Annotated in this window: 11 protein-coding genes; 2 read left to right on the top strand and 9 right to left on the bottom strand. The window is 72.4% G+C overall.

The features are described from left to right. Positions 1-233: 233 nt before the first annotated feature. Positions 234-1,550 carry an MFS transporter gene (locus ABEA82_RS00760; protein WP_345659347.1) on the top strand — a complete coding sequence of 439 codons (1,317 nt, stop codon included), beginning with the start codon at positions 234-236 and terminating at the stop codon, positions 1,548-1,550. Then, positions 1,510-12,303 (top strand): non-ribosomal peptide synthetase/type I polyketide synthase, encoded by a 10,794-nt coding sequence (locus ABEA82_RS00765; protein WP_345659348.1) that lies wholly within the window; start codon positions 1,510-1,512, stop codon positions 12,301-12,303. Before ABEA82_RS00760 ends, ABEA82_RS00765 begins: the two co-directional genes overlap by 41 nt. An 18-nt stretch (positions 12,304-12,321) precedes the next feature. On the opposite strand, the gene ABEA82_RS00770 is transcribed toward ABEA82_RS00765, so the two are convergent. Genes ABEA82_RS00770 through ABEA82_RS00810 form a run of 9 tightly spaced genes read right to left on the bottom strand, consistent with a single transcriptional unit; the run spans position 12,322 to position 21,617 of the window. Continuing rightward, positions 12,322-13,104 (bottom strand): hypothetical protein, encoded by a 783-nt coding sequence (locus tag ABEA82_RS00770; RefSeq protein ID WP_345659349.1) that lies wholly within the window; start codon positions 13,102-13,104, stop codon positions 12,322-12,324. A 48-nt stretch (positions 13,105-13,152) separates the two neighbouring features. Next, entirely contained in the window at positions 13,153-13,617 is a 465-nt protein-coding gene (locus ABEA82_RS00775; protein WP_345659350.1) for a hypothetical protein, read from the bottom strand. Positions 13,618-13,637: 20 nt separating this feature from the next. Then, entirely contained in the window at positions 13,638-14,915 is a 1,278-nt protein-coding gene (locus ABEA82_RS00780) for an MCE family protein (protein WP_345659351.1), read from the bottom strand. Continuing rightward, positions 14,912-16,234, bottom strand: a complete 1,323-nt coding sequence (locus ABEA82_RS00785) for an MCE family protein (RefSeq protein ID WP_345659352.1) — start codon at positions 16,232-16,234, stop codon at positions 14,912-14,914. The genes ABEA82_RS00780 and ABEA82_RS00785 overlap by 4 nt, the downstream gene beginning before the upstream one ends. After that, positions 16,231-17,358: an MCE family protein gene (locus tag ABEA82_RS00790; RefSeq protein ID WP_345659353.1), complete on the bottom strand. Its 1,128-nt coding sequence runs from the start codon at positions 17,356-17,358 to the stop codon at positions 16,231-16,233. The genes ABEA82_RS00785 and ABEA82_RS00790 overlap by 4 nt, the downstream gene beginning before the upstream one ends. After that, on the bottom strand, positions 17,355-18,515 hold the full coding sequence (locus ABEA82_RS00795; protein ID WP_345659354.1) for an MCE family protein: 1,161 nt from the start codon (positions 18,513-18,515) through the stop codon (positions 17,355-17,357). The genes ABEA82_RS00790 and ABEA82_RS00795 overlap by 4 nt, the downstream gene beginning before the upstream one ends. Further along, entirely contained in the window at positions 18,512-19,549 is a 1,038-nt protein-coding gene (locus ABEA82_RS00800) for an MCE family protein (protein ID WP_345659355.1), read from the bottom strand. Before ABEA82_RS00800 ends, ABEA82_RS00795 begins: the two co-directional genes overlap by 4 nt. Continuing rightward, positions 19,546-20,793, bottom strand: coding sequence for an MCE family protein (locus ABEA82_RS00805; RefSeq protein ID WP_345659356.1), 1,248 nt, complete (start codon positions 20,791-20,793; stop codon positions 19,546-19,548). Before ABEA82_RS00805 ends, ABEA82_RS00800 begins: the two co-directional genes overlap by 4 nt. An 8-nt stretch (positions 20,794-20,801) precedes the next feature. Next, positions 20,802-21,617 carry an MlaE family ABC transporter permease gene (locus ABEA82_RS00810; RefSeq protein ID WP_345659357.1) on the bottom strand — a complete coding sequence of 272 codons (816 nt, stop codon included), beginning with the start codon at positions 21,615-21,617 and terminating at the stop codon, positions 20,802-20,804.

A 21,617-nucleotide genomic window follows, 5' to 3' on the forward strand; every position in this document is an offset into this window, starting at 1 on the left:
CACGTTTCAACCAGCTCCTCGGGCCTCCGGAGCCCACCGAGGATTTCGGTCCGTGATCGGTCCGACTCTAGCCCTAAGTAGCTGACCTGCACAAGCCTGATTACATTCTGTGTCCGAATGTAATGCATGGCCGGGGGTTCGCGGCGGGAACATCGAAAAGGGAATCCGGATGCCGGACCTCGAATTTCCTCCCACAGGATCGAACACTTCTGCAATGATCGAGCATCCGGCCGATGGGGAGGAGTCCGGTGGCGGGGGTGGACCGGCGGTTCTGGGCCTTGGTGGCCGCGCACGGGGTGTCGGCGTACGGGACGTATCTGAACCTGATCGCGCTCAGCCTGTTCTCGTACGAACTCACCGGTACGGCCCTGGGTGTGGGCGCGGTGATGGCCGTACGGCTGCTGGCGGGTGTCACGGCGGGGCTCGCCGCCGGGGCGCTGACCGCGAGGGCCGGACGCCGGACCGTCATGGTGGCGACGGACGTCGCCCAGACCCTCGCCATGGTCGTGCTCGCGCTCGGGACGTCGGGCACCGCGCTGTGGGTGCTGCTCGGGGCGGGGGCCGTGCTGGGCGCGGGGAACACCTTGTTCAACGTCGCCCTGCGCAGCGCGATCCCGGTCATGGTCGGACAGCAGAACCGGGCCCGGGCGAACGGCGTGCTGGTCACGGCCCGTTCCGTCGCCACGGTGCTGGGCTTCGCGTCGGCCGCGCCGGTCATCGCTCTCGGCGGTTTCGGTGTCGCCTTCGGCGTCAACGCGGCGAGCTTCGCGGTGTCCGCGGCGGCGGTGCTGGTGCTCCGGCCGCGCACGGACTCCGACCAGGCGGACGACGCGGGCACCGGGGAGCAGGCCGAGCCCCCTCCGGTCCGTGGCGGGTGGCTGCGGCGCCGTGTGGCGGGCCTCGCCGGGCCGTTGCTCGGCATGATCGCGCTGCGGGGTCTGGACGCGCTGGCGTCCGCGTCGCACAACGTCGCCCTCCCGCTGGCGGCGCACGAGGCCCACCCGTCCTCCCCCGCGGTGTTCATGACCTGGTTCTGGTCGGCGTGGGCCGTCGGCACCATGCTGGCCCACCAGATCCTCAAACGCCGGTCGCACGCAGCGTCCTGGGGCGAGCGCGCCTTCGCGGTCGGCACCTGCGCGATGTCGTTCTGCTTCGTGGCCGCGTTCACCGGACCGCCCGCCCCGGCCTTGATGGCGGCCGCCGTGGCGGCGGGGTTCGCCGACGGCTGGACCGAGATCGTCTACACCTCACGCCTCCAGGCGGCCCCCGACCGGCAGCGCGGCCGTCTCTTCGGACTGTCCGCCACGGCCGAGCAGTCCGGCTTCGCCCTCGGCACGGTGACCGCGGCGGCGGCCCTGGAGGCCCTGCCCGCACTGGCCGTCGTGGGCGCCTTCCACGGGGCGGCGGTGTGCGGGGCGCTGGTCCTGCTGCTGCTCACCGTACGACGGCGCGACGCGCGTCATGGCACCGACCGTTCGTCCACCAGCGGAGAAAAGGGAGAGCGCACACATGGAACGTCTACGGGGGCAGGCCAGCTGCCGGGGTCCTGAACCGGAGCGCACCGAGGGCGATCCGGTCGACGCCGTGCGGGCGCTGCTGGGCGCCGCCCGGTCCGCTCCCGGAGCCGTCGTCACCGTCGCCGCCGACGGCACGACGAGCTCACGGTCGTATCCCGAGCTGCTGGACGCGGCACGCCGCATGCTCACCGGCCTGCGGGCCCACGGGCTGCGGCGCGGCGACGCGGTCGTGCTGTGCGGGCTGCCGCCGGCCGAGTTCTTCCCCGCTTTCTGGGCGTGTGTGCTCGGCGGTGCCTTACCGGTGGCCATCGCCGAGCACCCCGCGCCCGGTTCTCCCGCCGCGGAACGCCTCCGGCAGGCCTGCGCGTTGTGGGAGAACCCGCTGGTCCTGACCGACGAGCCCGGTGCGGGGGCCCTCGGCCGCGCGACGCCCGCCCCGCGGGTCGCCCTCGCCCGGGAGTGCCTGGAGGCCCCGCCCGCCGAGGACCACACCGAGCCGGACCCGTCCGACACGGCCTTGCTGATGCTGTCCTCCGGCAGTACCGGCGTCCCGAAGGCGGCGCGGCTCACCCACGCGGGGCTCGCGGACTTCGCGGCGAGCAGCCGGCGGATCCTCGACGTGCGCCCGGGCGACACGATGGTGAACTGGCTTCCCCTCGACCACAGCGGCGCGTTCCTGCTCTACCACCTGCTCGCGGTCTTCACCGGCTGCACCAACGTCCACGCCCCCACCGACCGGGTGCTCGCCGACCCGCTGCGCTGGCTCGACCTCCTCCACGACCACCGCGCGCAGCACGGCTGGGCACCGACCTTCGCCTACCGGCTGGTCGCGGACGCGCTCGCCGAGCGGCCCGTCGGCCGCTGGGACCTGGGCGGCCTCAAGTCGCTGCTGTGCGGGGGCGAGCGGGTCGTGCTGCCGGTGCTGCGCCGCTTCCTCGACGCGACGGCCCGGTACGGCGTGCGCGAGGACCACATCGCCCCGGTGTGGGGCATGGCCGAGACGGTCACGGCCGTCACCCACGGCCGACTCGACCGGCCGGGCACCGTGCACCGCCTGCTCAAGAGCAGTCTGGGCGGCGACCTGGTCCGGGCCGGCGAGGACACCCCGGACGCCGACTGCGTCACCTTCGTCGCCTCCGGATCGCCCGCGCACGGCGTCACGCTCCGCATCGTCGACGACCACGGCGACCTCGCCCCGCCGGGCCGCATCGGCCGCCTCCAGGTCCACTCGCCCGCGCGGCTCACCCCCGGCTACGTCGGCAACCCCGAGGCGGACGCCGCCGCCTACCCGGCCGGACGGGACTGGCTCGACACGGGCGATCTGGCCTTCCTCGACGGCGGCCAGGTCGTCATCACGGGCCGGCGCAAGGACCTGATCATCCTCAACGGCCACAACGTCTACTGCCACGAGGTGGAGGAGACCGCCACCGCCGTCGACGGGGTCCGGCAGGGCGAGGTGGCCGCGTGCGGGATCCCGTCCGCGGAGCGGGGCACGGAGGAAATCGCGGTGTTCTTCGTCAGCCGCGGCGCCGTCGAGGACACGCGGATCGCGGCCGAGGTGAAGGCGGCGCTGTACACCCGTCTCAGGCTCACCGCCGCGTACGTGCTGCCCGTGCCGCCGGACGAGTTCCCGCGCACACCGGCGGGCAAGGTACGCCGCGCGGAGCTCCAGAGCCGGCTGGTGGCCGGGGGCTTCCGCACGGACCTGGACCCGGGCTCGGATCCGGGCTCGGACTCGGACTCGGGCTCGGGCTCGGGCTCGGGCTCGGAGACGGGCTCGGAGACGGGCTCGGGCTCGGGCTCGGAGACGGGCTCGGGCTCGGGCTCGGAGACGGGCTCGGGCTCGGGCTCGGAGACAGGCTCGGAGACGGTGACGCGGGTGCTGCGGGAGGAACTGGGCGCCGTACTGGGCCGCCCGGCCGACCTGGGCACGGACGTGGACGTGGACGTGCCGTTCTACGAACTCGGCCTGACATCCGTCCTGTTGGTGCGGTTACGGAGCCGGGTGTCGGAACGCCTCGGGACGCCGGTAGCCCAGACGGCCTTCTTCGAGCACCCGACGGTCACCGCGCTCGCCGCACACCTCGCCGACCGACCCGCGACGACCGCCGCCGCCCCTGAGACACGGCGCGACGACGGCTCCCCCGACCGCCGCGTCGCCGTCATCGGACTGTCGTTGCGCTTCCCCGGCGCACAGTCGGTGGACGAGTTCTGGGCGAATCTGCGGGACGGCGTGGACAGCGTCCGGGTGTTCGACGAGGAGGAGCTCGCGGCGGCGGGCCTCACCCCGGAGCAGCGCCGCGCACCCGGCCGCGTGCCCGCGGCCGGAATCCTCGACGGTGTCGAGGAGTTCGACCCGGACTTCTTCCGGATGAGCCCCAAGGAGGCCGGACTCACGCATCCCGCGCACCGGCTGTTCCTGGAGTGCTGTCACCAGGCCCTGGAGGACGGCGGCCACGCGGCGACCGCGCCCGGGGTCCGGATCGGGGTCTTCGCGGGTTCGGGCATGAACCTCTACGACCACCAGCAGCCGTCCGGAGCCGGGACGGGGGCCGGAACCGAGCCCGGGGCAGGGTACGACGCGGCGGACCCGGCCGCCGCCATGCAGACGGCCATCGGTCAGGAGCCCGACTTCCTCGCCACGCGCGTCGCCTACCGGCTGGGGCTCACCGGCCCGGCGATCGGAGTGCAGACGGCCTGCTCCACGTCCCTGGTCGCCGTGCACCTCGCGGCCCAGGCGCTGCTCACCGGCGAGGCGGACCTGGCCCTGGCGGGTGCCGCCGCCGTACACCTGCCTCAGCGGACCGGCTACCTCACCCACCCCGGATCGATCCTCTCCCCCACCGGGCGCTGTCGCGCCTTCGACGCGGAGGCCGACGGCACCGTCGGCGGCAACGGGGTGGCCGCCGTGCTGCTCAAACGCCTGGACCGGGCCCTCGCCGACGGCGACACCGTGCACGCGGTGATCCTGGGCTCGGCCGTCAACAACGACGGCGCCGCCAAGGTCGGCTTCAGCGCGCCCGGCGTCGAAGGGCAGGTGGACGTCGTACGCCAGGCACTGCGCCGGGCGGAGGTGCCCGCGGAGACGATCTCGTACGTGGAGGCGCACGGTACCGGGACCCGGCTCGGGGATCCGGTGGAGCTCACGGCGCTGGCACGGGCGCTGGGCGAGGGCGGCGGCGGTTCGTGTGCGGTGGGCTCGGTGAAGCCGAACATCGGGCATCTCGACAGCTGCGCGGGAATGGCCGGGCTCATCAAGACGATCCTCATGCTGCGCAATCGCACGCTGGTGCCGACGCCGCATCTGACCAGCCCGAATCCCGAACTTCCGCTGTCGGGTGGCCGGTTGACGCTCGCCACGGAGCTGCGACCGTGGCAGGTGCCGGCCGGCGTGCCGCGCCGGGCCGGGGTCAGCGCGCTCGGTGTCGGCGGCACCAACGCCCATGTCGTCCTGGAGGAGGCCCCGCCCGCACCCGTGCGCCCGGCGCCGCGACTGCCCGTCCTGGCCCCGGTGTCGGCCCACGACACCGAGGCCCTCGACGAGCTCACGGCCGCGCTCCGCGACCGGCTGCTGTCCCGGCCGGACCTCCCGGCCGGGGACGTGGCGGCCACCCTGGCCCTCGGCAGGCCGCACCGTGCGGTACGCCTCGCGGCGGTCGGCCGTACGGCGGGCGAACTCGCCCGCGCGCTCAAGGAGTCGGCGGAGGGCCAGCGCCCGGAACCCGTCCCTCTCGGCCCCGTCGCCTTCGCGTTCGCGGGGCAGGGCAGCGCCCGGCGCGGCATGGCGAACGGCCTGTACGCCGCGCATCCGGCCGCCCGGGCCACGCTGGACCGGTGCGAGGAGCTCTACGCCCGGGAGTTCGGGGGGAGTCTGCTCGGACGACTGCTCACCACGCCTGACCTCACCGTGCCTGATCTCACCGTGCCTGACCTCACCGCGGAGGAGGGCATCTGGCCCACCGAGACGGCACAGGCCGCCCTCTTCGCCCATCAGGCGGCACTGTCCGACGTCTGGCGGTCGGCCGGGATACGACCGGGCCTGCTGCTCGGCCACAGCGTCGGCGAGTACGCGGCCCTGTACGCGGCCGGTGCCCTGTCACTGGAGGACGGACTGCGGCTCACCGCCTGGCGGGGGCGGCTGATGCAGGACCACTGCCCGGCCGGAGGCATGCTCGCCCTCCGGACCGACCGGACCACGGCGAACCGCGTGGCGCTGGCCGCCGGTGCGGAACTCGCCGCGCTCAACGGCCCCCGCGCCCAGGTGCTCTCGGGCCCGCCGCAGGCCTTGAAGGAGGCCGCACGGCTGCTCGACCAGGAGGGCGTGCGCTGGCGTGCGCTGCCCGTCGACCGGGCGTTCCACTCCGCGGAGATCGACAGCGCGCTGGACGGGTTCCGTGCCCGCGCGGATGAGGTGACGTACCGCCCGCTGCACACCCCCGTGGTGACCGCGGCCGACGGTGAACTGCGGCGGCCGGGCTGGACGGTCGACGCCGATCACCTCTGCCGTCAGGCCCGGCAGCCGGTCCGCTTCGGCCTCGCCATGGACGCCGCCGTGGGCCAGGGCTGCCGGGACTTCGTGGAGATCGGTGCCGGGCGGACCCTCACCGGCCTCGGGCGGCACTGCGTACCCGACAGCCGCTGGCTGAGCGGCCAGGGCGAAGGGGACGGGGCGGCCGAGCAGGCGCACGGGATCCTGACGGGGCTCGGCTCGCTGTACCGCAGGGGCGCGGAGCTGGACTGGGACGCGCTCTCGGGTGGCGGGGGCCGGGTGCCGCTTCCCGGGCATCCGCTCCGGCGGCGTACGGTGCCGTACCGGACCGCAGCCATGGCCGCCGCCGCTCCCAAGATGCCGGAGCCGTCCGGTGACGTCGTGGAGGCCATCAGCCGGTTGACGGCGGAGAAGCTGGACCGCCCGGTCACGGATGTCACTCCGGACAGCTCGTTCTTCGCACTGGGCGCCGACTCGCTCTCCCTGATGAGCATGACGACGGAGCTGGAACAGCGGTATGGCGTCCGGGTCCCGGTCCGGGAGGTGTTCGACTCGGCCGACACGCCTCGGAAGCTGGCGGAACGGGTGGCGCGGCTGCGGGGGGACGCCCCGGAGGCCCGGGAAGAACCAGCGGCACCCGCGCCCGAACCCGCGCCCGCAGCCCCTCAGCCGTCGGAAGGGCTCCACGACCTCTTCGGTCAGCAGCTGCGACTGGCCGAGCAACTCGTCGACCAGGTCGGCGAGATGATCTCCCGCCAGTTGGACGTACTGGCGGGCACCGGCACCACGGCGGCCGCGCCCTCCGCGCCCGTCCCCGTGAAGCCGACCCCTGTGAAGCCGACGCCCGTGAAGCCGACGCCCGTAAGACCCGCCCCCGTCGCCCCTGCTCCCATCCCGGCGGAGCCCACCGGAAGCAGCGACTTCAGCCTCTACTTCTTCGGCGACTACCCCGAGGACACCGACCACGACGAACACGACAAGTACGGCCTGATCATGGCCGCCGCCGACTTCGCGGACCAGCACGGCTTCCACGCCCTGTGGTTCCCCGAACGCCACTTCAACTCCTTCGGCGCGCTCTTCCCCAACCCCTCCGTGCTGGCCGCGGCCCTGGCGGCCCGGACCAGCCGGATCCGGCTGAACGCCGGTTCCGTGGTGCTGCCGTTGCACCATCCGGCGCGGGTCGCCGAGGAGTGGTCGGTCGTCGACAACATCTCCGGCGGCCGCGCGGGCCTGTGCTTCGCGAGCGGCTGGCACGCCACCGACTTCGCGCTCGCCCCACAGAACTTCGGCCGGCACCGAGAGGTCATGTACGAGCACCTGGCGACCGTACGGGACCTCTGGTCGGGGCAGCCGGTGAAGACGACGGCGGGCGACGGCACCCCCGTCGAGATCAGCCTGCACCCGCGCCCCGTGCAGGAGCGTCCGCCGATGTACGTGGCCGTCGTGGGGAACCCGGACAGCTACCGCCGGGCGGCGGCCGAGGACCTCGGCGTGGTCACCAACCTGATGACCCAGACGGTGGAGCAACTGGCCGAGAACATCGCGCTGTACCGGCGCTGCCGGGCCGAGCACGGTCTCGACCCGGCGGCCGGGCGGGTGGTGGTGCTCGTGCACACGTACCTGGAGGACGACGCGGAGCGGGCGCGCGCGGAGGCGTACCGGCCGTTCCTGTCGTATCTGCGCTCCTCGCTCTCCCTCTTCGACCAGGTCACCAACAGCCTCGGCTTCCAGGTGGACCTGGAGAACACGCCGGAGGAGGACGTGGAGTTCCTCCTCGGGCGCGCCTACGAGCGCTACTGCGACTCCCGTGCCCTGATCGGCGACGAGCGGACGGCCGCGGAGACCGTACGGCGTCTGCTGGCCGCGGGTGCGGACGAGATCGCGTGCTTCGTGGACTTCGGCGTGCCGAGGGAGAAGGTGCTGGCCGCGCTGCCGGTCCTGGACCGGGTCCGCAGGGCGGCCCCGGAGGCCGGGCCGCAGACGCTTCCCGAGCCCCGCCGCCTGCCCCTCACCCCCGCTCAACGCCGTATCTGGTTCCTGGAGCAACTGCACCCGGGCACCGCCATGTACCACGAGCCCAAGGCGATCCGCCTGGACGGCCCCCTGGACGTCGAGGCGCTGCGCTGGGCCCTGCACCGGGTCGCGGACCGGCACCCGGCCCTGCGCACGGTCTTCGGAGACACGGACGGCGTCCCCTACCAGGAGATCCGCGACCGCATGCCGCTCGACTGCCCGCTTCAGGACCACACGGGTGCCACGCAGGAGGAGGCCCTGCGGTCGGCGCTCGCGGCCGACCACGGACTCGACCTGTCGACGGGTCCTCTGGTCGCGGCCCGTCTGCTCCGCCTGTCCCCCGGCCACCACCTGCTCTTCCTCCTGGCCCACCACATCGTCTTCGACTCGTCCTCCACGGCCGTACTGGCCCGAGACGTGGCGGCGTACTACCGCGCGCGGCGGGGCGGAGGCCCCGAACCGCGCCCGCTGCCCGAACTGCCGACGGCCGGTCGCCGCCCGGACCCCGCGTCCCTGGGCTTCTGGCGTCAGCGCCTCGGCGACGCACCGGAACTGACCCTGCCCACCGACCGCCCCCGCCCGCCGGTCAGGTCGGGAGCGGGCGCGAGTCTGACGCACGAACTCGACTCCCGGCTGACGGCGGAGCTGCGGACGTTCGCCGCCGGTCACCGCGCCACCCTCTTCATGACACTCACCGGCGCGATCGGCGCGGTCCTCGGCCGGTTCGGCGGGCAGCGGGACGTCGTGATCGGCACGGCGGTGGCGGCCCGCCCCACGGGCGCCGAGGACCATGTGGGCCTGTTCCTCGACACGGTGCCGCTGCGCCTGGACCTCACCGGCGACCCGGACTTCCCGACCCTGCTGGGCCGGGTCCGGGAGACCAGCACATCGGCGTACGAACACAGCGGCGTCCCCTTCGACGAGCTGGTCGGCGCGCTCAACCCGCGTCGCGACCCGGGCCGCAACCCGCTGTTCCAGGTCATGGTGGAGTACGAGAACGAGGGCGAGGCGGCGTTCGACCCGCCCCACCTGACGGCGACCCTGCTGGACGTCCCGAGCGCCCGCGCCCCGTTCGACCTCAGCGTCTACCTCACCCACCACCCGGCCGGCGTCCGCTTCATGGTCGAGTACGACACGGCCCTGTTCGACGAGGCGACGGTGCGCCGCTTCGTGGACTACGTCGAACAGGTGCTGCGCCGCGCACTGGCCACCCCCGACGCGCCGCTCACGCACCTGACCGCCCTCACGGCGGCCGACCGCACGGCGCTGGCCCGCCTGGAGCACACCGAGCAGGGGGCTCCCCCGAGCACCCTGCACGGCCTCTTCGAACAGCAGGCGCGCAGCACACCGGACGCCGTGGCGCTGCTCGGCGGGGAAGCCCCGGTGTCCTACGGGGACTTGGACGCGGCGGCCAACCGCCTCGCCCATCTGCTGCGCACCCGGGGCGCGGAACGAGGACAGCGCGTGGCGGTCCTGCTGCCACGCGGCCCGCAGCTGATCACGGCCCTGCTGGCGGTCCTCAAGACGGGAGCGGCATACGTCCCGCTGGACCCGTCCCTGCCCGCCCCGCGCCTGGCACTGCTCCTGGCCGACACGACACCGGTGCTCCTCCTCACCTCCGAGGCCACCGCCCACCATCCGGACCTCGAACTCCCCGTACAGCTGGTGGAATCGGCGGACGGCACGTACCCGTCGACCCCCCTCGCGGACGGCGCGACCCCGGAGGACCCGGCCTACTGCATCCACACCTCGGGCTCGACCGGCCGCCCGAAGGGCGTCGTCGTCCCTCACCGGGGCCCCGCGAACCTGGTCCAGGACCACCTCGGCCGCCACCCCGCGCTGCGCACCCTCCAGTGGACGTCACCGGCGTTCGACGTCAGCGTGCAGGAGATCTTCACGACCCTCGCCTCGGGGGCGGCACTCGTCCTCGTCGACGACGCCGTCCGGCACGACCCGGCGGCGGTGGCGGAAACGGTGCGCCGCCACCGGGTCCAACGCCTGTTCATGCCCTGCACTCCCCTGAAGTACCTGATGGAGACGGCCCCCGAACTCCCTTCCCTGCGCGAGCTGTTCTCGGCGGGCGAGGCACTCCATCTCACACCGCCCTTCCGCCGCTTCCTCTCCCAGCACCCCCACTGCGCCCTCTACAACCAGTACGGCCCCACGGAGACCTCGATCATCGTCACGTCGCACCGCGTGGATCCGTCCGGCGAGGAGTGGCCGGCCATCGGCACCCCGGTGCCGGGAGCCGGTGTCACGCTGCGGGACGGGACGGGCGAGCGGGTCCCCGTCGGAGCGGTCGGCGAGATCCACGTGAGCGGACTCCCGGTCGCGCACGGCTACCACGAGCGCCCCACGGAGACGGCCGCCGCTTTCCTCGACGACGGTGAGGGCAGGCTGCGCTACCGCACCGGCGACCTGGCCCGCCTCCGCACCGACGGTGCCCTGGAGTACCGGGGCAGGGTGGATGACCAGGTCAAGATCCGCGGCTTCCGGGTGGAACCGGGCGAGGTCCGGACGGCGTTGGCCGCGCTCCCGGAGGTCCGGGACGCTGCCGTGCTCCCCCGCCGCGACCGCCACGGCGACACGGAGCTGGTGGCGTACGTGGTGCCGGCGGAGCCGACGCCCTGGCCCGCCCTGCGTACCGCACTGGCCGCCACACTCCCCGACCACCTGGTGCCCCGCCGCTGGGTGTCGATGGACCGCCTCCCGGTGAACGCCTCCGGCAAGCTCGACCGGACGGCGCTGCCGGAGCCCGGCGAGAACGCGCCCGAGGACCCTCCGGCGACACCCGCCACGCCCCTGGAACAGACCCTGCACGACCTGTGGTGCGAGGAACTGGACACCCGCCCGGTCCCGGTGACGGTGTCCTTCTTCGAACTGGGCGGCCACTCGCTGAGCGCGATCCGCCTGCTGAACCGGATCCGGGAGGCGGCGGACCTCGACCTGACGATGTCGGACTTCTTCCTGAACCCGACGATCCGGGGCGTCGCCGAACAGGGTGGCCGTGGCCGGGTCGTGGACACCGCCCCGATGCCCTCGACCCTGCGCCGCCTGTGGCGCCGCCACCACGCGCTCACGGACCCCGGCGTCTACAACATCGCCCACCGCATGGACCTGCGTGGCGACTTGGACCCCGACGCCCTGCGCGGGGCGCTCCGGGACCTGGTGTCCCGCCACCACGCCCTGCGCATCCGGCCCGACGGGCGGCACTTCGACGTCCTGGCGGAGGTCCCGGTCTCACTGCCGATCACCGACCACACCGGGAAGCCCGAGGACGTGGTGAACCGCTGGTGCCACGAACAGGCCTCCACCCCGTTCGCGATGGACCGGCCCCCTCTCTTCCGCTTCCGCCTGGCCCGTCTCGCGCCGGACCACTGGGTCCTGCTGACGGTCTTCCACCACGCGGTCTGCGACGGCTGGTCACTGGGTCTGATCAGGCGCGATCTGGAGGAGCTGTACAACACACGGCGAGTGGGCAGGACACCTCGACTTCCCGCCGTCGCAGGGCAATTCACGGACTTCGCCCGATCGGAGCACGACCTGCCGGACGAACGCCGTAAGACCCTGGAACGCTTCTGGCGCACCGAACTGGAAGGCGCTGCGCTACGCCCGCGCCTCCCCCACGACCACCCACACCCCGGCACACTGTCCGGCCGCGGCGCCCTGCACACCTGGGTCATAGACGACGACACCCCCTCCCGCCTGGCCGACACGGCGACCCGCCTCGGCACCACCGCCTACACGGTCCTGGCGGCCACGTTCGCCACCTGGCTGGCCGACCTGTGCGGCGAACGGCACGACGTCGTCCTGGCGGCCTCCAGCGCGAACCGCGTCCAGCGGGACCGCTCGGAGATCGTGGGCATCCTGGGCGACGCGGTACTCCTACGGGCCCGTCTCTCCGAAGCCGAGGCGTTCCCCGACGTGGTGAGCCAACTGAGCGCCACCCTCTTCACGGCCCTCGACCACCAGGAGCTGCCCCTGACGGACGTGGTGTCCCTGGTCTCCCCGGAGACGGCGGATGCCCTGTTCCCCACGGTCCTGTTCACGGTGATCACGACAGACCCACCGGCCCTGAACCTCCAGGACGTCTCGACCACGATCCGCGCCCTCCCCATCCAGGGAGTGGCCCGCAACGAGCTCTATGTGGTGATCGCTCCGGAGGCCGACACGATCACGGTCACCTTCGAGTACTCGACGGACTTGTTCACCGGGGAGACGGTCGAGGCGTGGGCCAGGTCCTTCACCGAGGCGCTGAAGTCCACGGTGAGATCCGGGCCTTGAGCCGTGGCGGAGCAGGCCTCACAGCGCGTCCACCGCGCTCACCTTCCACCCCTCGCCGGTGCGGTCCATCGTCATCCGCACCCGGTTCAGGTCCAGGCGGGACCCTGAAACCTGGGTGCTCTCGGTGACCTGGTTGACGAAGAGCAGGACCACGACCTTGTCGGGGGAGGCCGAGACGACGGAGGCGGCCGGGGTGCCGCCGGAGCCAGGGGTGGCGACGGTCGCCTTCACCACGGCGTGGTACTTCCCGGCCGTCGGGGCGACCACGGTCTTCGTGGTCTTGCCGTACTCGTCGCGGAAGTCGCCAGTCAGGTGGGCGCGGGCCCTCGAGAAGTCCTTGTCCAGGTGCCGGTAGTCGTAGGACAGGACGACCGGCGCCGCTTTTCGCGCCGCCGCGAGCCCCTCGGTCCGGGCCGTCTCCGTCAGGCGGCCGTCGCGGTACTGCCATCCCAGGACGGCGAGCGCGACCAGGGCGGCGACGAGCAGGACGGCCAGGACCACGGTGAGCAACCTTCGACGGCCGCCGGTACCGGGCTCGCTCCGCTCCGCTGGCCCGTCCTCCTCGCACGACTCCGGCGACGGCTCCGGCGGGTCCTCCCATCCGCCCTTCGGAGCCTTGATGGGGACGGTGCGTCCGGCGAGCGGTCGCTCGGTCCGGCGCGGGGCCTCCTCGTCGCCGGACGTCGCCGCGACCGGTTCGCGGTGGCCGCGCTCCGCGCGCTTCGCCGCCGCGCGGGCGGCCGCCGTCATGGTGCGGCGGGTGCCGGGACCGGGGCCGCGGCCGGTGGTCGTCTTCGGCATGGTGGTACTCCTCGTCGGTGCGTGTCTGGCGGCGGATCGGCCCGTGGATCAGCCGACGAACTCGACGTCGGACGTCAGCCAGCGGCCGTCCCTGTGCACGAGGTCGAGCTGGAGCCGGTACGTGCGCGCCTCCCCCTCGGGCGCGGCGGTGTTGGTCACCTTGCTGTCGGCGACCACCAGCACACGGGCCGAGTTCTCGTCGGAGCGGACGATGCCCGCCTCCAGGACCTGGCCTTGCGATACGGACCTGTTCTGGGCCACCAGCTTCGTCAACTGGTCGGTCTGCGCGGTGAACTGCTTCTTGAAGTCACCGGTCGCGCCCGCCAGTACGTTCGCGCTGTCGCGGCCGTAGTGCCGGTAGTCGAGCGAGGTGAAGTTCAGTGCCGACTGGCGGGCCGCGGTCAGGATGCCCTGGCGCCGCTGGTCCGCCTCGCGCCGTTCCCAGAGGCCGAAGGTCAGCCAGAGGGTCACCGCTGTGGTGATGACGGTCGCCGCGACGAGTCCTGCCGTCATCGCTCCGGGTCGCACCCGCCTCATGCCACGGGGCCAACGAGCAGCCATTGCCACGACTCCTTTCCGAACACGGCCTGCTGGCCGCCCGTCGAGCCGATCTCGACGTTCCTTCCGTCCGGGCCGGTGGTGGTGCCGGTCTCCGGGTCGTACGGGGTGGCGTACGCCGCCCGGTTCGCGCCGCCGTCGGCGGTCGACGCGCCCGGGGCGTTCTGCGCGCCCCTGACCGACGACTCGCTGCCGCGCGGGAGCGTGCAGCGGGCGCCGGTGTTCGCCTCGCGTGTGCTGGTGTCCGCGGGGTCGCGGCGTGCCGTGCCGTACCCCTGGGTGCACGCTGGCGGGTCGTCGGCGTTCAGCACCAGGCCGAAGTGGGTGGTGCCGTCGCCTGGGATGACGGTGTAGCTGCCCTCGACCATCAGCGGGAAGGTGACGAGGGCCTGCTCCACACCGGGGAGGCGGGCCAGTGTGACCTGGCCGCCGCTGATCAGGTTCGCCAGCAGCACCGACAGTTCCGGCCCGGTCGACTTCAGCAGCGAGTTCAGCTCCTGCGCCGCCGGCCTCGCGTTGCCGATCAGCTTGCGCAGGTCCCCGTCGCTCGTCTTCAACCGGTCCGAGAGGGCCGCCAGATCGCGCGCGAACGACTTGATCGACGAGCCCTGGTCGGCCTGTGTCTTCAGGACCTTCCGTGAGTCCTCGATCAGGCCGACCGTCTCCGGCAGCGTCCCGGACGCCGACTCGACGAGGGTGTCGCCGGAGTCGACGAGGCGTCCCAGGTCGGGGCCGGTGCCGGCGAAGGCCTCGCCCAACTCGTCGACCGTGACCCGTAGGTCGTGCTTGCCGACCGAGTTCACCAGGCGGTCCAGGCTGAGGACCATGTCCGTCGTCGGCAGCGGCACCCGTGTGCTCCCGCGCGGGATCGTGTGGCCGTCCAGCAGGTACGGGCCGTGGGAGGTGCGGGGCTGGAGGTCGACGTACTGCTCGCCCACCGCCGAACGGTTCGCCACCACCGCCAGTGTGTCCGCCGGGATGCGCGGCGCCCCGTCGTCGATGTCGAGGGCGACCGAGACGCCGTCCGAGCCGGTCAGGCGCAGTGCGCCGACCTTGCCCACCGGCACCCCGCGATACGTGACCTCGGCACCGGGGAAGACGCCCCCGGAGTCGGCGAAGTCGGCCCGCACGGTGTAGCCGCGGTCCAGGACCCCGTCCACCAGGCCCGTGTACTCGGCGCCGACGTACGACACTCCTACGGCGGTGATGGTGGCGAAGGCCATCAGTTGCGCCTTGACGGCACGGGTGATCACGGCTGGACCCCCTTCAGCATCAGCTCGGCGAGTTCGAGGTCGATCCCCTCGGGCCAGTCGCCCCCGGTGCGGTGGCCGCCGGGGCCGTAGCCGGCGGTGCACACCGGCGGGCACAGCGGGTCACCGCCGCCTGAGGGGGCCGACGGGGACGACGGAGACGACGGCACGCGCGGACCGCTCGGCAGCGGGGTGGGCGTCGGCACGTCCGGCACGTCCGGGAGCCGGGGTGCGTCCGGGAGATCCGGTACGTCCGGCAGGTCCGGAGTCCCGGGTAGCTCGGGCCCCTGCTTGTCCCCGCCGTTCCCGCCACCCGGCTTGTCCGTCAGGTTGCCGTAGATCCCGGCCAGGTCGAGGTCCGCGGTGATGTGGAGGTTGACGTAGTCGCCCTTGATGGCGTCCACCACATTGCGCGGGAACGGGTAGGTCGTCAGCAGTTCGAGGGAGTTGGGCAGGTCGCTGCCCGCCTTGTTGAGCTGTCGCAGGATCGGCCGCAGCTGCTCGAGGTTGGCGACCGTGTCGTCGTGCGAGGCGTCGACCACCTCGGTGCCGGTCCTGCCCAGCTCGGACAGGGCGGTGAGCATCCTGGTCAGGTCGCGGCGCTGGTCGGCCAGGACCTTCAGGGCGGGCGGAATCGTGTCGACGGCCTCGGCGATCGTCGTCCTCTCCTTGCCCAGCCGCTTGGCCAGCCGGTCCACGGCCTTCAGCGCGCGGACGATGTCCTGGCGCTGGTCGTCCAGGCCGCCGATGAAGGTGTCGAGCTCCTTCAGCAGGGACCTGACCCGGTTCTCCCGGCCCTGGAGGGCCTTGTTCAGCTCTGTGGTGATCGTCTTGAGCTGGGCCACGCCGCCGCCGTTGAGCAGGGCGGACAGCGCGGACAGCACCTCCTCGACCTCCGGGTTGCGGCCGCTGCGGGACAGGGGGATCACATCACCGTCGCGGAGCCGGCCGGCCGGTGTGCTCTCCAGGGGCCTGGACAGTGCCACGTACTTCTCGCCGAGCATGCTGGTCTGCCGCAGCTCGGCGATGGCGTTGGCGGGCAGCTTCACCGAGTCGGCGACCCGGAGGCGGGCCCTGGCGTGCCAGCCCTCCAGCTCCACCTTCTCCACCGCGCCCACCGTGACGTCGTTGACCTTGACCGCCGACTGCGGGACCAGGTCGAGGACGTCACGGAACTCGACGGTGACGTGGTAGGCGTGACCGTCGGCGGCGGCTCCGCCGGGCAGCTGGACGTCGTACCAGCCGTTGAACTCGCAGCCGGTCAGCAGCAGCGAGCCGATCGCCGCCCAGACGGCCGCCCGGCCCTTGCGCGGTACGCTCATGCGCTCGCCCCCAGGATTCCGCCGAGGGTGCGGTCGACCGTGCCGGTGACCGCCGGGCCCCGTGGCACCTTGGGCAGGGAGTCGAACAGCTCCCTCAGCTCCTTGCAGTCGGGGTTCTTGCCGCCGTCGTCGCCGGTCGTCCGCAGCACCGAGCAGAGCAGCGCCGCCGGATCCTGCGGGCCGTCGGGGTTGTTGCGGGTGTCGAGGGTGCCCGCGGAAGGGTTGTAGGCGTTGTTCAGGTTCGACATGCCCGTCGGCGCGACCTCCAGCAGCTCCTCCAGCGCGGCACGTTGGGTGACGAGCACCTTGGTCACCTTGCTCAGGCCGGACACGTTCGAGGTCAGCGACTTCTTGTTCTTCTTCACGAAGTCGGACACGTCACCGAGCGCCGTGCCCAGGTTCTTCAGCGCCGCCGCCAGGTCCTCGCGCTCGCCCGCGAGTTGCCGGGCGACCTTGGCGAGGCTGCTGTTGAACGACCGCACGCTCTTGTCGTCCGCCGCCAGCGCCGCCGTGAACACCTGAAGGTTCCGGACCGTGCCGAACAGGTCGGTGCGGCCGTCGGAGAGGGTCGTGACCGCCTCCGAGAGGTCCTCGACCATCCGGTGGACGTTCTTGCCCTGGCCGTCGAGGTTGTCGGCGCTGACACCGAGCAGCCGGGACAGGGCGCCGTCCTTGTTGGCGCCCTCGGGGCCGAGCGCCTCGGCCGTGGTGTGCAGACTGTCGAAGACGCGGTCCAGTTCGACCGGCACGGCCGTGCGCGACTCCGGGATCTCGTCCCCGTCCCGCAGTACCGGACCGCTCCGGTACACCGGCAGCAGCTGCACGTAACGGTCGCTGACCACCGAGGAGTTGATGATCGCGGCCTGTGCGTCCGCCGGGACCTTTCGGTCCGCGTCGTACTCCAGCTCCACCCGCACCCGGTGCCCCTCCGGCGTGATCTTCCTGACCTCGCCGATCCGCACGCCCAGCACGCGGACGTCCGAGCCGGGGTAGATGCCGACGGTGCGCGGGAAGTACGCGGTGACGCGGGCCGGCTCGGTCCGCGGCCACAGGGCGTAGGTGAGCGCGGCGACCACGGCCAGGGCGGTCAGCAGGGCCAGGCCCTTCCTCCAGCGGTTGCTCACTGCGCGCCTCCCGTCCGCGGTACCACCGGAGCGGCGACCATGTTCTGGATGTAGGAGTCGAACCAGCGGCCGTTGCCGAGGGTGTTGGTGAAGACCCGTACGTAGGGCGCCAGGAGCGCGATGCTCCGGTCCAGGCCGGCCTGATTCCGTTCGAGCATCTTCACCACGGTCTCGAGACCCTTGAGCGCGGGCCCGATCTCCTTTTCGTTGTCCTGGACGAGGCCGGAGAGCTGGATGCCGAGCGCGGCGGAGCTCTTCAGCAGCCTGTGGATCGCCGCACGCCGCCTGCTGATCTCCTTGAACAGCTTGTCGCCGTCCTCGACCAGGGCGGTGAAGTCGCCGGAGCGTTCGGCGAGTACGCCCGTGACGCCCTTCGCGTGTCCGAGGAGTTCACGCAGGGCCTTGTCGCGTGAGGCCACGGTCCGGGAGATCCGGGACAGGCCCTTGATGGAGGCCCGTACTTCGGAGGGGGAGTCCTCGAAGGTCGTCGAGATGGTGTTGAGCGCCTTCGCCAGCCGGTCGGTGTCGACCTTCTCCGTGGTGGTGGTGAGATCGCTGAACGCCTGCACGACGTCGTACGCGGGGACGGTCCGCTTCAGGGGGATCTCGCTGCCGGGCTCCAGCCGGCCCCGGCCCTTGGGGCGCAGGGCGAGGTACTTCGCGCCGAGGATCGTCTTGACCCGGATCGACGCGCCGGTCTCGGTGCCGAACTCCGGGTCGTCCTTGATCTTGAAGGTGACCTTGACGTGGTCGCCGTCCAGGTCGACCTCCTCGACCTTGCCGACCTTGACCCCGGCGATCCGCACCTCGTCGCCCGGCTTGAGACCGCCCGCCTCCGCGAAGGCGGCGCTGTACGTCTCGCCGTCGCCGATCACCGGCAGGCGGTCGGCGTTGAACGCGGCCACGGCCAGCAGGGCGAGGACGGTGAGACCCACCGCGCCGATGACGACGGGGTTGCGCTCACGGAAAGGGCGCGGACGCGGGCGTCGGACACGGGGAAGCCGTATGCGGGGCGGCTCGATGCGTACCTTGAACAGCGGCTGCGGGCGGGGCTTGCGGTGCGGCAGCAGCCGTACTTTCGGCAGCCGTGGCCTCGGCAGTCTCGGCGGGTCCACGCGCACCTTGAACAGCGGCTCCGGGCGGCGCTTGCGGCTCATGCCCCACACCTCGCCCTCGCCACGTGCAGATCGGGCGTGAGTACCTGCTTCGTCTTCGGCAGCACGATCCGGCCGTCGAAGTCGCACAGGTAGAAGTTGAACCACGAGCCGTAGGACGCCGTCCCGGTCAGCGCGTTGAGCTTGTTCGGCAGCCTCTTCAGCACGCCCTCCACGGTCTTCTCGTTGTCGTTCAGCGTCCCGGTGAGTTCGGTCAGTTCCGCGATGTCGTCCTTCAGCGGCGGACGCGCGTCCTTCAGCAGGCCCGAGGTGGCCTGGGTCAGACCGCCGATGTTCACCAGCGACTCCCCGATGGGCTTCCGGTCGGCGGACAGGCCCGAGATGACCCGGCGCAGTTGCGTGAGCAGTCCGGAGAAGCGGGCTCCGCGCTTGTCGAGCGTCGCCAGCACGGTGTTGAGGTTGTCGATCACCGAGCCGATCAGCTTGTCGCGGCCGGCCAGCGTCGTGGTGAGCGAGGCCGTGTGCGTCAGCAGGCTGTTGACGGTGCCGCCCTCGCCCTGGAGGGTCTTGATGATCTCGGTGGCGAGCTGGTTGACGTCCTTCGGGCTGAGCGCGGCGAACAGCGGCTTGAAGCCGTTCAGCAGCGCGTTCAGGTCGAGGGCGGGCTGGGTGCGGGCCAGCGGGATCGTGCCGCCGGGGCGCAGCCGGGTGCCGTCGCCGGCGCCCTCGGTCAGCGCGATGTACCGCTGCCCGACCAGGTTGCGGTAGCGGATGGCGGCACCCGTGCTGGTGAACAGCGGCCGGTCCTGGCCGGCCGTGAAGGTGACCTCGGCCAGCGTCCGGTCCTTGATCCTGATGCCCTCGACCTCGCCGACCCGCACTCCGGCCACCCGGATGTCGTCGCCCTCCTCCAGCCCGGTGACGTCGCTGAAGACCGCGCGGTACTCGCGCTCGGGGGTGAAGGAGATGTTCACGATGGTGGCGGCGAGCAGGGCCGTCACCACCACCGTCACCAGCGCGAAGAGACTGAACTTGATCAGCGGGGCGGCGGTCTGCCGGGCTCCTGTGGTGCTCATGCGACGCTCACCGCCGTCCCGCGCGCCATCGGCCCGAACAGCAGCGTCGCGACCGGCGGCACCTCGTCCGCGGGCACGCCCAGCACCGGCGCCACGAGCGAGCCGACGGCCCGCTGTTCGGCCCGGGTGGCGGAGGCGCCGTGCGGCGCCGCGGAGGGACTCCCCGGCTTCGAACCGTCGTCGAGGTGGGCCCCGGGTGCCGGCACCGCGGGGTGCGGCAGGTCACGGCACTGGGGACCGGACCGCTCGCCGTACCGGGGTTCCTCGCCCGGTTCGTACGCACCGCGCGGCCGTACGACCTCCAGCGTGATGTGCATCGTGCCGCCCCGGAACGCCTCCTCGGACGCCTTCTCCTGCCGCACGAGGCCGGCCAGCAGGCAGGGGTACTGGGGGGAGTAGCGGGCGAACAGCTCCAGCGTGGGGCGGGAGACCTGGCCGAGGGTGATCAGCCGGTCCCCGTTCGCGTCGAGGAAGTCCTCGGCGGTGCCCGCGACGGTGGCGGTGCTCTTCAGCGCCGCGGCCAGCTGGTCCTGCCGCTCGGTGATCGTGCGGCTGGTGGTGACGGTGTTGCGCAGGATCTCCATCAGGTCGGGCGCCGCGTCGCCGTAGACCTCGGCGACGTCGGCGAAGCGTGCGATGTCCTCTTTCAGGGACGGCAGGTGCGGGTTGAGGCGGCTCAGGTAGGCCTCCAGTCGCGTGAGGTTGTCGCCGATCCGGTCGCCGCGGCCGTCGAGGGCGGTGGCGAACGCGGAGAGCGTGGCGTTGAGCTTGCCGGGCTGCACGGTCCGCAGCAGCGGCAGCAGGTCGTTCATCAACTGCTGGAGCTCGATGCCGACGCGGGTGCGGTCCTGGGTGAGGACGTCCCCGTCGCGGATCGGGCGGGCCGGGGAGGGCGCGGTGCCCGCGGGCGCGACCAGATCGACGTACTTCTCGCCGAACAGCGTCTTGGGCAGCAGGCGCGCGTGCACGTCGGAAGGGATGTGGGAGACGTACTCGGGCTTGAGCGCGATGTCGAGCCGCGCCCTCGTCCCGTCGGCGGCCACCTCGCGCACCTCCCCGACCAGCAACCCGCGCAGCTTGACGTCGGCGCGCGGGTCGAGCTGGTTGCCGAGGCTGTCGGCCTCCAGTGTGATCCGCACGGCCGGCGTGAACACCTGCTGGTAGACGGCGACGGACAGGGACAGCAGCGACGCGAGCACGGCGATGAACACGACGCCGTACAACCGCAGTCTCAGCACCCTCATACGGCGGCTCACCCCGCGATCCGTACGGTCGTGTCGGCGCCCCAGATGGCCAGCGACAGGAAGAGGTCCAGCACGTTGATCGCCACGATCGAGGTCCGCACCGCACGGCCCACCGCGACGCCGACGCCCGCCGGTCCGCCGCTCGCGTGATAGCCGTAGTAGCAGTGCACCAGGATGATCAGGACGGCGAAGGCCAGCACCTTCCCGAAGGACCACAGGACGTCCACCGGTGGCAGGTACTGCTGGAAGTAGTGGTCGTAGGTGCCCGTGGACTGCCCGTAGTAGCCGGTGGTGATGGTGCGGGCGGCCAGGTACGAGGACAGCAGGCCGATCACGTACAGCGGGATCACCGCGACGAACCCGGCGATCATCCGGGTCGTCACCAGGAACGGCAGCGAGGGCACGCCCATCACTTCGAGGGCGTCGGTCTCCTCGCTGATCCGCATCGCGCCCAGCTGGGCGGTGAACCCGGCGCCCACGGTCGCGGAGAGCGCGAGCCCGGCCACCAGCGGGGCGATCTCACGGGTGTTGAAGTACGCCGAGAGGAACGCCACGAAGTTGGAGGTGCCGAGCTGGTTGAGAGCGGCGTACCCCTGCAACCCCACTTCCGTGCCGGTGAAGAACGACAGGAAGGCGATCACGCCGACCGTGCCGCCCACGACGGCGAGCGCGCCCCGGCCGAAGCTCACCTCGGCGAGCAGCCGCAGGACCTCCTTCTTGTAGCGGCGCAGGGTGCGCCCCGTCCACGCCAACGAGCGGCCGTAGAAGGAGAGCTGGGTGCCCAGCGCCTCGAGGACTTTCAGCGGGCGGTCGACGACTCTCAT

Origin of the sequence: Streptomyces venetus (assembly GCF_039540295.1) — a bacterium.
GTDB classification, from domain to species: Bacteria; Actinomycetota; Actinomycetes; order Streptomycetales; family Streptomycetaceae; genus Streptomyces; species Streptomyces venetus.